The 3,666-nt window shown below is 63.7% G+C and carries 2 protein-coding genes; one reads left to right on the top strand and one right to left on the bottom strand.

What is annotated here, in order from left to right:
- Nucleotides 1-211: 211 nt before the first annotated feature.
- The gene (locus CQ14_RS19125; protein ID WP_057859427.1) at nucleotides 212-2,578 is read right to left on the bottom strand and encodes a transketolase; all 2,367 of its coding nucleotides are present in this window, start codon (nucleotides 2,576-2,578) and stop codon (nucleotides 212-214) included.
- A gap of 137 nt (nucleotides 2,579-2,715) precedes the next feature.
- Between CQ14_RS19125 and CQ14_RS19120 the strand changes: the two genes are divergently transcribed.
- The gene (locus CQ14_RS19120) at nucleotides 2,716-3,177 is read left to right on the top strand and encodes an Lrp/AsnC family transcriptional regulator (protein WP_057859368.1); all 462 of its coding nucleotides are present in this window, start codon (nucleotides 2,716-2,718) and stop codon (nucleotides 3,175-3,177) included.
- The last annotated feature ends 489 nt before the right edge of the window (nucleotides 3,178-3,666 follow it).

The raw sequence follows: 3,666 nt of genomic DNA, 5'->3' as shown, positions 1-3,666 counted from the left end.
TCACCCCGCCATATGCGGGGTGCCGCGATGCGGCAGGCGCTGGATATAAGATCAGGGCCGCGACGGTGGCAAGGTGCGTAATTCGTCGTCCCGGCGAAGGCCGGGACCCATAGCCACCGGCGGCCGTTGTGAAACAAAGCCGTCGGGCCCCGTCAAAACAACAACGGCCGCGGCGTATGGGTCCCGGCCTTCGCCGGGACGACTAGAATTGTCACACCGCCGTCTTCCGGTGCCGCACCGGCGCCCCGACCGTCAGACTTTCCGCGGCATCGATGATGGCGTTGGCGTCGATGCCGTAGTGGCGATAGAGGTCACCAATGGTGCCGGTCTGGCCGAACTGCTCGACGCCGAGCGCCTCGAGCCGGTGGCCGCGGACGCTGCCGAGCCAGCCGAGCGCGGCCGGATGGCCGTCGATCACGGTCACGATGCCGCAGTCGCGGCCGAGCGGCGCCAGCAGCTTTTCGATGTGACTGAGATGCTGGATGCCACGGCGATCGCGCCGCAAATTCCGCGCGGCGGACCACCCGGCATGCAGCCGGTCGGCGGAGGTTACCGCCAGTAAACCAACGTCCCGGTGGCTTTCGCCGATGAAGCCCACCGCCTCGATCGCCTCCGGCGCCACCGCACCGGTATAAGCGATCACGATATCGCAGTTCGGGCCCGGCGCGCGCAGCCAGTAGGCGCCCTCGGTGATGTCGCGCTGCAAATCCGGCGTCATGATCCGCTGCGGCTGGTCGATGGTGCGGGTCGACAGCCGCAGATAGACCGAACCACCCTCGCCGCCTTCGCGCTGCATATGGCGGAATCCGAAAGCCATGATCGCAGCGAGCTCATCGACGAAGGCCGGCTCGAACGAGGCCAGCCCGTCCTGCGCCATGCCGATCAGGGGCGTCGCGATCGACTGATGCGCGCCGCCCTCCGGCGCCAGCGTGATGCCGGACGGCGTCGCCACCACCATGAAGCGCGCATCCTGGTAGCAGGCATAGTTGAGCGCATCGAGGCCGCGCTCGATAAAGGGATCGTAGAGCGTGCCGACCGGCAATAGCCGCTCGCCATTGATCTGATGCGACAGGCCGAGCGCCGAGAGCATGATGAACAGGTTCATCTCGGCGATGCCGAGTTCGAGGTGCTGCCCCTTCGGCGAAAATTCCCAGGTGAAGGCGGACGGGATTTTCTCCTGCCGGAATAGATCGTGGTTCTCGGCCTTGGCAAACAGCCCGCGACGGTTCACCCACGCGCCGAGATTGGTCGACACGGTGACGTCGGGTGATGCGGTAACGATGCGCGAAGCCAGTTCGCTGTCGCCGCGTGCGAGTTCGTTGAGCACCAGCCCAAAGCCCTGCTGCGTCGACATCTGCGCCGCCGGCTTGAAGGTGAGTTGTTGCGGCACCTCGATCACGGGCGCAGTCAATCGGCGACGGCCTTCCTGATTGAACGGCGCTGCCGCCAAAAATGCTTCGAGTTCGGCCGGTGCCTGCGCCAGGCCTTCGAACTTGTCCCATTCATGGCCGGGACGGATGTTCTGCGCGCCGCGCCACTTCTCCATCTGCGCCACCGTCATCAGGCCGGCGTGATTGTCCTTGTGGCCCTGCATCGGCAGGCCGACGCCCTTGATGGTGTAGGCGATGAAGCAGACGGGACGGTCGTGATCGATCGATTCAAATGCCTCGATCATGCTGGCCATGTCATGGCCGCCGAGATTGGACATCAGCGCCAGCAACTCCTCGTCGCTGCGCCGCTCGATCAGCTGCGACACCGGCCCCTGATCGCCGATGTCGTCCTGCAGATGTTTGCGGAACGCCGCGCCGCCCTGGAAGCAGAGCGCCGCATACATCTGGTTCGGGCAATTATCGATCCAGCGCCGCAACGCCTCGCCACCGGGCTCGGCGAACGCCGCCTGCATCAGGCGGCCGTATTTGACGATCACGACCTCCCAGCCGAAATTGCGGAACATGGTCTCGAACTTGGCCCACAGCCCTTCGCGCACCACGGCGTCCAGGCTCTGGCGGTTATAGTCGACGATCCACCAGGTGTTGCGCAGCGCGTGCTTCCAGCCCTCCAGCAGCGCCTCGAAGATGTTGCCCTCGTCCATCTCGGCGTCGCCGACCAGCGCGATCATCCGCCCCTCCGGGCGATCCTTCATCCAGCCATGCGCGGTGACGTAATCCTGCACCAGCGAGGAGAACAGGGTTTGCGCGACACCGAGGCCGACCGAGCCGGTGGAGAAATCGACATCGTCGGCGTCCTTGGTGCGCGACGGATAGGACTGCGCGCCCTTGTAGCCGCGGAAATTCTCCAGCTTCTCGCGGGTCTGGTGTCCGAACAGATACTGGATGGCATGAAACACCGGGCTCGCATGCGGCTTCACCGCAACGCGATCCTGCGGACGCAGCACGGAGAAGTACAGCGCCGACATGATGTTGGCGAGCGAAGCGGACGAGGCCTGATGGCCGCCGACCTTCAACCCGTCACTATTGGGCCTGACGTGATTGGCGTGATGGATGGTCCACGACGACAGCCACAACACCTTGCGCGCCAGCGCGGTCAGCGTTTCCAGGCGTGCGGGCTCGATCGGCATGGCCATGCTCCGGAGGCGTTCAGTATGCGCCGATTTTAGCGGGCGACAGGACACCAAAATTCTCAATTTGCTGCGACATACCGCCCAACATTGGGATAGTTTACCACAATCGGCACCAAAACCACGAGTTCATCCCAATGCCCTCTCTCGACGCCATCGACCGCAAGATCCTCAGCCTCCTGCAATCCGACAGCCGCATGACCATGCAGGAGCTCGCCGACAAGGTCGGGCTGTCGGTATCGCCCTGCCATCGCCGCGTGAAACTTCTGGAAGAGCGCGGCGTCATCACCCGCTACATCGCGACCGTCGACCAGAAATCGTTGGGGCTGCATGTCAGCGTCTTCATCTCGATCAAGCTGGCACGGCAGAAGGAGGAGGACCTCAACCGCTTTGCCAAGGCGATTTCGAAATGGGACGAGGTGCTGGAGTGCTACCTGATGACCGGCAATCGCGATTACCTCCTGCGCGTCGTCGCGGCCGACCTCTCCTCCTATGAGGCGTTCCTGAAAAACAAGCTGACGCGGCTTGACGGCATCGCCTCGATCGAGTCGAGCTTTGCGCTGAGCCAGGTGAAGTACTCGATCGCGCTGCCGGTGTGATGCGGCGGCTCTTAAACCCTCATCCTGAGGAGCGCAAAGCGCGTCTCGAAGGATGAGGCCCGGCTGGTGGCCTCGCCCTTCGAGACGGCCGCTATGCGGCCTCCTCAGGGTGAGGGGATCGAGTGGTAACATGGCTCTCTCCGCGTCATTGGGCGCCCAACGGGTCGCACGAATGCGCGCCCGATGACAGGCTCCGCGAAGCAATCCATAGCTCGGCTCGGGGATAGATGGATTGCTTCCGCCTTCGCTCGTCGAGCTTNGTCGCTTCGCTCCCTTGCGCAAACGCTTCGCGTTTGTCGCAGGCAATGACGAGGAGGTAGCCGCGCAACACCCGACTGTCATCCCCGCGAAGGCGGGGATCCAGTACGCCGCGGCTTCTCGATTCGATCATTGACGTCTCTGGAATACTGGGTCGCCCGGTCAAGCCGGGCGATGACGAGTGAGTATGAGTTCGCGATCTCGCGACATGTTTGCCCGAAGTTTGCATCT

The organism is Bradyrhizobium lablabi (assembly GCF_001440475.1).
GTDB classification, from domain to species: Bacteria; Pseudomonadota; Alphaproteobacteria; order Rhizobiales; family Xanthobacteraceae; genus Bradyrhizobium; species Bradyrhizobium lablabi.
This window is presented reverse-complemented; position numbering and strand designations above follow the sequence as displayed.